General features: G+C 37.4%; 7 protein-coding genes and 1 pseudogene. 3 read left to right on the forward strand and 5 right to left on the reverse strand.

What is annotated here, in order from left to right:
- Positions 1–107: 107 nt before the first annotated feature.
- Positions 108–554 carry a hypothetical protein gene (locus LNP19_RS05750; RefSeq protein WP_230063838.1) on the forward strand — a complete coding sequence of 149 codons (447 nt, stop codon included), beginning with the start codon at positions 108–110 and terminating at the stop codon, positions 552–554.
- Positions 555–683: 129 nt separating this feature from the next.
- Here LNP19_RS05750 and LNP19_RS05755 read toward each other — a convergent pair whose 3' ends face one another.
- Both LNP19_RS05755 and LNP19_RS05760 read right to left on the reverse strand, forming a co-directional pair.
- Entirely contained in the window at positions 684–1,013 is a 330-nt protein-coding gene (locus LNP19_RS05755; protein ID WP_230063839.1) for an IS110 family transposase, read from the reverse strand.
- Between the two features lie 25 nt (positions 1,014–1,038).
- Positions 1,039–1,233, reverse strand: a pseudogene (locus tag LNP19_RS05760) (transposase); the annotation flags it as partial.
- A gap of 343 nt (positions 1,234–1,576) precedes the next feature.
- On the opposite strand from LNP19_RS05760, the gene LNP19_RS05765 reads away from it, so the two are divergent.
- Positions 1,577–2,176 (forward strand): REP-associated tyrosine transposase, encoded by a 600-nt coding sequence (locus tag LNP19_RS05765; RefSeq protein ID WP_230063840.1) that lies wholly within the window; start codon positions 1,577–1,579, stop codon positions 2,174–2,176.
- A gap of 661 nt (positions 2,177–2,837) precedes the next feature.
- On the opposite strand, the gene LNP19_RS05770 is transcribed toward LNP19_RS05765, so the two are convergent.
- The 3 genes from LNP19_RS05770 to LNP19_RS05780 are packed head-to-tail and all read right to left on the reverse strand — an operon-like array spanning position 2,838 to position 4,248.
- Positions 2,838–3,065: a hypothetical protein gene (locus tag LNP19_RS05770; protein ID WP_230063841.1), complete on the reverse strand. Its 228-nt coding sequence runs from the start codon at positions 3,063–3,065 to the stop codon at positions 2,838–2,840.
- A 31-nt stretch (positions 3,066–3,096) separates the two neighbouring features.
- Positions 3,097–3,492, reverse strand: coding sequence for a DUF5675 family protein (locus LNP19_RS05775; RefSeq protein WP_230063842.1), 396 nt, complete (start codon positions 3,490–3,492; stop codon positions 3,097–3,099).
- Positions 3,493–4,248, reverse strand: a complete 756-nt coding sequence (locus LNP19_RS05780) for a hypothetical protein (RefSeq protein WP_230063843.1) — start codon at positions 4,246–4,248, stop codon at positions 3,493–3,495.
- Between the two features lie 817 nt (positions 4,249–5,065).
- Here LNP19_RS05780 and LNP19_RS05785 point away from each other — a divergent pair.
- Complete coding sequence (locus LNP19_RS05785; protein ID WP_072946060.1) at positions 5,066–5,269, forward strand: hypothetical protein; 204 nt, start codon at positions 5,066–5,068, stop codon at positions 5,267–5,269.
- The last annotated feature ends 783 nt before the right edge of the window (positions 5,270–6,052 follow it).

Consider the following 6,052-nt stretch of genomic DNA (forward strand, 5'->3'; position numbering starts at 1 on the left):
TATGGTTGGGAACAAAGTATGGGTTCTCCTTACTTTAATAGTCAGATGTATAATCAATTTTTAAATCTAACTAAATGATGAAAACTAACCTAAAAACTGATATGTTTATGAAAAAGATATTCTTTCTTTTCTTATTAGCATCAAATATTTCATTTAGTCAAAATCAAATGGGAGATATTCAAAAAAAATATTACACATTTTGTCATAGTGATTTAACTCCTCTTGAAAAAATTGAAGCATATCCTAATTTTCCATTAGAAGATTTATGTTCTATAAAATCTTGTTTTAGAAGTATTAGTTATGAAGAAATAAATAAAGTGATTTACAAAAGATTAATTGAACTTGCGATTAAAAATTTTAATGACGGAATATTACTTTACCTAATAGATGGAAAAAAAAGTGTAAAATGTGCCGACAAAAAAAATCTAAATATAGATGATGATAATGGATTTATATACATCAGTATAGATGATTTTATCAATGCAAAGGAAATAACTATTGCAAAAGAACTTTATAATAATGAGACAAAAAAACTTCTCAAAAATAAAATGTAGTTCAAAAAAAAGACATAGAACCAGAAAACCCGAGCAATAGCTCGGGTTTTCTGGTTCTATAAAGTTGCTATATTTTCAGCAAAGAAATCTTTAAAGTAGCTCCTTGAACACCATTTTGAGAGACTTTTTTTAGTAGTTTTGTGGCAGGTATAAATCTCTGAAATTATCATCCCATTTTACTGCAGCTAGTGCTGGTAAATGCATTGCTTTGCGCAAGTGTCTATTTCCGCTTTTTGATATTCGAGGTTTTCCTTTTACCGATGTTCCGGATTGTTTTTCTTTAACATCAAGTCCTGCATAACTTGTCAATTGTCTCTTGCTTCGTATGAGTTCAAAACCATTAGTTTCCGCCAAAATAATAACAGCAGTTAGCTCACCTATACCAGGTATTGTACAGATATTCTCTATCTGGATATTCCGCTGTAAAGGTCGCCACGATTCCGCTACAAAGTGCACCATGATTCCGCTACAAAGTGGTTCTTCGTCAATTTTGGTGATCTAAAATCGATTTGGACAACACTATTTTTCTTAACGATTGGAATCCAGCCCTTCCATACATCATCCTTTTTATGTTCTTAAGTCTATTAACCTGGCCTTCAACTTGCCCATTACTATATGGAGTAATCACTGCATTGTTAACAGCCTCATAGTCTCTTAATAGATTTTTAGCAAAATTTTTGATGACTGGACTATCAACCCAGCTCTCCGAAGTGTTCCATAAAAAAAAACATTCTTAAAATTCTAGGGTGCTGTGCGAAGTCTCCCGACACCAGCTCTCCGAAGTGTTCCATAAAAAAAAACATTCTTAAAATTCTAGGGTGCTGTGCGAAGTCTCCCGACACCAGCTCTCCGAAGTGTTCCATAAAAAATAAACATTCTTAAAAATCTAGGGCGCTGTGCGAAGTCTCCTGACTTCGTACCCACAAAGTTGAGGTTGAGCCACAACGTGAGCAACAAAAACAAGTCAAAAAAGGCAAGTATTTATTTGTAGTAAAAAACTATTATATTTGAATTAAAAAGATATGTCAGAGGGGTATAAAATAAGAGATCAAACTTTGCCTCATTTTATCACAGCAACCGTTGTAGATTGGGTTGATGTTTTTACAAGAAAAAATTACAGAGACATAGTTGTAGCATGTTTAGAATATTGTATTACAAACAAAGCAATGGTTTTGTATGGCTATGTAATTATGAGCAATCACATCCACATGGTAGTGCAATCGGGCGATGGAGAATTGTCGGATTTGTTGCGAGATTTCAAGAAATTTACGGCTACAAAAATATTAGAAAAGATAAAATCAGATCCAGAGAGTCGACGAGAATGGATGTTGGAGCGTTTTAAATTAGCAACCGAAAGTCATTCTAGAAACAAAAACTATCAGTTTTGGCAGTACGGCAATCATCCTGAAGAAATTTATAGCAACCAATTTATGTGGTCAAAGTTGGATTATATCCATCTTAATCCTGTGCGTGCTGGTATTGTCGAGAAAGCATCGCATTATATTTATTCCAGTGCCAGTAATTATGTTTCAGATACAGGATTACTAAAAATTGAAAAAGCAGACAATCCTATTGTTGATGTTTTGAATTTGAATAATTTTACTAAATATAATGAATATTGAGTTTGACAAAGTAGGGACGGAATATTGGAACGGGTACGAAGTCGGGAGACTTCGCACAGCAACCCTGACTTTTAGGAAACACTTCGAAGAGCTGGGGCCATTTTCGATAAAAAATATTATTTACACCGGGATTATCTGGGAAGTATAATTGTCATCTCTGACGAGGCAGCTGTGGCGGTAGAAAGACGCCAATTTGATGCTTGGGGTAATCTCTTCCATACCTAAAAGCAAAATAAAAAAGATCAGTTCCGCAAACGTCTCCTGACTTTGCGTCCCTTTCAAATTGGTGATAATGATAATACAGTTTTAAAAATAGATTAGAATTGGTTTGGGCACAAGCAATATGTTAGCCTCGGGAAAGCCAATGACCCATAACCGGAAACCCACAAGAACCTCCCTTAAATCAAAAAAAAGCCCAGACCTTAAGGTCTGGACTCAAGACTCACAACAGAGTCATCCTGAGCTTGCCGAAGGACACAACTCACATCAGGAAAAGTTTCATTTCTTCTCCTTTCGAACCAGTTTTTTGAGCAGGACCGAGATGGCAAAACTAACAACTGCGCCAATAATTGCCAGCACAATGGTTTTCAATAAGTCTTCCGATTGTAAATTCGGTAGCACACTCAAAAAAGTACCACTGGCAGTCCCTATGAGCGGACTGTTACTCGTTTGCATCAGGATCATAATTAGGCTCGCCAGTCAGCTGACTTACAGCCGATAATACACCACCGGCAACAGCCAGATAACCGCCTATCGAAACAAGGGTCAAAGGCAAGGCTACTGGTGCAGCAATAATACTGCCGCCAACCGCCGCCAAGGCAAGCCCGATATTTCGAAGCATTTTAAAAAATTTTGGAGTGGGAGCTTTCGCTCGTTTGATAACATTCATAATTTTATTTTTTTGCAATTCCCTTAAGGAATCAAGATTGAACAATTAATAAAATACTCTCTTTTGCATCCAGTTCAGGATAAACCACCGTTTGAAGCTTTCTAAAGGCTTGTTTCGATTGGAGCCCTAATCCAAAACCTGAATGTTGACTAACAGGAGCAATACAACCCCGTAGTTCGTTCAAGGCATTGTTAGCCGGATGAAACAAAATCAAACTCCTGTTCGGAACATTCAAAACTTCCAAATGCCATCCAAATCGGCTACTGTAGCGCTTTTCTATAAAGTATTCCCCCTCAGGAATACAGGAAACTTGACTAAGATTGTCTTTCCATGGCAATTCAATCGTATGACAGATTATTGTGCCTTCATGTACAAGCTTCCCGTTAGTTCCTTCGGGGAAATACGTTCTGGTCAATACCAAAACCATTTATAGTCCGCTTACGGCAACCACAGCCAATGCGTTATAAGCACCATTTTTCAAGGGGTACATCTGTCCGTTGACCTCTTGGTAAAACTCCATGCCCAATACTAAAAATAAAGGCTTAGTACTGTTTGGAGTCACCATATTGACATGGCTAATGGCAATCGTAGGTGCCATATCCCAGGCTAAAGTAGCAGTTTCTGAGTGCGAGGCTACAAATGTTTCCGCTTCGAAATCAATTTCGGTTCCAGCCGAAATGATTTTAAAATGCGTCGTCCCGGCAGGAGCAGCAATCATATTTGCGGGCACAAAAGGAGCAATGGCAACCGCAATTTCACCACTAATACGATCAATAGTTCCGGCATAAGGGGCAAACAAACTACTACCCAATGTCCCATTGATATTAAATTCGAAACCGCCTAACAATTCAGCTTCTCCGTCAATAACGTTTCGCAAACCACGGATACTGATAGTGTCGGCCTGAATGACCTTGATCATAGCTTGTGTCAATCGGCTGACCATTCTGCTGTCAGCAGCATTCAAAAGCAGGCTGCGTATCGAAGATCTTAAAACTTTACCTGCCTTTCCGGCTCTGCCAAATTCAGCTCCATTTTCCCTTGTACGCTGAAAAGCAGGATCATTGGCAATTCGTTTGGCATCAACGCCTCCTTTTTCACGAGCCAAATGACCGTCTTTAGTTTTGTAAAAAGTAATATCCCCGATAGTACCTCTTAATTTAATTATACCTTTTTGCTGGGCCATAATTTCTAATTGTTATAATGTTGATGTATAAAATGTTAGGTACATTTTTTCAAACCTTATAAAACCAATTTCGATGCATCTAAAAGCGGATCTATGGTACAAAGCTTTCACTATTTAAATGAAAATCAAAGCACTAGGGTTCATAAACGACCATAAAGGACTATTAAAAACCATTATGGCCTATTTTATACTATACAATTTTACATCCCAGTGCGGCAAATTCCAGTATTATTTTTCTATCAAGCTTATTTCCAACCCTAACCGATAACAGAAAACCCACACCCCACTGTCATCCTGAGCAGAGCCTGCCCTGAGCTTTTGACGAAGGGCCGAAGGACACAACCCACAACCCACAACCCACAACCCACAACCCACAACCCACAACCCACAACCGATAACCGATAACTCACAACCCACAACCCACAACCCACTGTCATCCTGAGCGAAGTCGAAGGGTTGATTAAGCAAAAAAGAAAAGTATTAAACTATAATTTTCATTTTCAACAAAATGGAATTAATGTTTTTTGGTTGAAGGAATTTGATTTCGAAAATAAATTACAGAAAGGCGACAGCACTAAATAAAGACGGGGATCTCATCAAAGCTTTCCCCGCTACAAATCTCTCTTGACTTTTAGTTCCATCCTAATGGTCATAAGGATACTACAGTTTTAGATATAGATCCGAATTAGTTTTTAGGCACGAGCAAGGCGAAGGTACCGGCCTGATTTTGTGTAGTAAGTTTCGGATTAAAAGTTATATTTGTATAACTATAATAAGATTTATTTAATAATATTTATAGTTATTTTAGAACGGGTCAATGAAAGCAGAACAGAAAAGAATATGCATATACCCAAAAGACGTTCAGAGGATTACAGGTAAAAGTTATCGGTATTCAAGATTACTTCTAATTGCCATTAAAAAGGAATTGAATAAGCAAGAACATCAATTCCTAAGCATTGAAGAATTTTGTTTATACACGGGCTTAAAATTAGAACTGGTACAACCGCTGATTGTGGGTTAGTCGTTTGAGATAAATAACTCAGACCGATTTTTACACATTCTGCGAACTAGTTCAATGACTGGTCCAATGACTGGTTCAAATAATTTTTGGAGAGCATAATCAATTGCCTAGTTATGCGATTTATGTGTTGTTAATATAATAAAATAAGAACTGGTTTTTAACCAAAAACGAATTAGCGGAATCATCGGTGGGATTTTTTAACTGCCAAATCAGAGGATGATGTTTTTAATTTTTAAGAAGCTTCTTTCATCTAGCGAAAAAGTAAAAATGTTATAGTGAAATGAAAACAGCAAAGAATGCTGGATTCAGGAAACCGACAACTCACAACCGACAACTCACAACCCACTGTCATCCTGAGCATAGTCGAAGGACACACCCCACAACCGACACCCTACAACCCACACCCCAATGCAAAAGTGTTTCTAACCACAAACCCTACAAATTCCCGCAAACGAATCAGTGAAAATTTGCGGAATTTGCGGTCAAATTTTTTAACTTAGAAATCAGAGAGTAGTGTTTTTAATTTTCGGGCATTGAAATCGAAGATTCAAACGCGGGCACAGGGAACAGACGAAGGATACACCACTAAAAAAGAAAATTAGCAACCTTAATATTTCTCTTTTAATAAAAACGTCAATGGTAGCAGATCCTACCCTGAGCTAAGCCTGCCCTGAGCCGGACGAAGGGCCACAACTCACAACTCACAACCGACAACCCACAACCCACTACGATATAGTTTTTTCTAAAAAAAACGACTTTTTTGTAGTAAAATAAAGGATTTAT

Origin of the sequence: Flavobacterium acetivorans (assembly GCF_020911885.1) — a bacterium.
In the GTDB taxonomy this organism is placed as follows: Bacteria; Bacteroidota; Bacteroidia; order Flavobacteriales; family Flavobacteriaceae; genus Flavobacterium; species Flavobacterium acetivorans.

Bases quoted from the DNA above. Each gene is read 5' to 3' on its own strand.
- LNP19_RS05750 (WP_230063838.1), top strand. From the start codon at position 108: ATGAAAAAGATATTCTTTCTTTTCTTATTAGCATCAAATATTTCATTT.
- LNP19_RS05755 (WP_230063839.1), bottom strand. From the start codon at position 1,013: ATGGTGCACTTTGTAGCGGAATCGTGGCGACCTTTACAGCGGAATATC.
- LNP19_RS05765 (WP_230063840.1), top strand. From the start codon at position 1,577: ATGTCAGAGGGGTATAAAATAAGAGATCAAACTTTGCCTCATTTTATC.
- LNP19_RS05770 (WP_230063841.1), bottom strand. From the start codon at position 3,065: ATGAATGTTATCAAACGAGCGAAAGCTCCCACTCCAAAATTTTTTAAA.
- LNP19_RS05775 (WP_230063842.1), bottom strand. From the start codon at position 3,492: ATGGTTTTGGTATTGACCAGAACGTATTTCCCCGAAGGAACTAACGGG.
- LNP19_RS05780 (WP_230063843.1), bottom strand. From the start codon at position 4,248: ATGGCCCAGCAAAAAGGTATAATTAAATTAAGAGGTACTATCGGGGAT.
- LNP19_RS05785 (WP_072946060.1), top strand. From the start codon at position 5,066: ATGAAAGCAGAACAGAAAAGAATATGCATATACCCAAAAGACGTTCAG.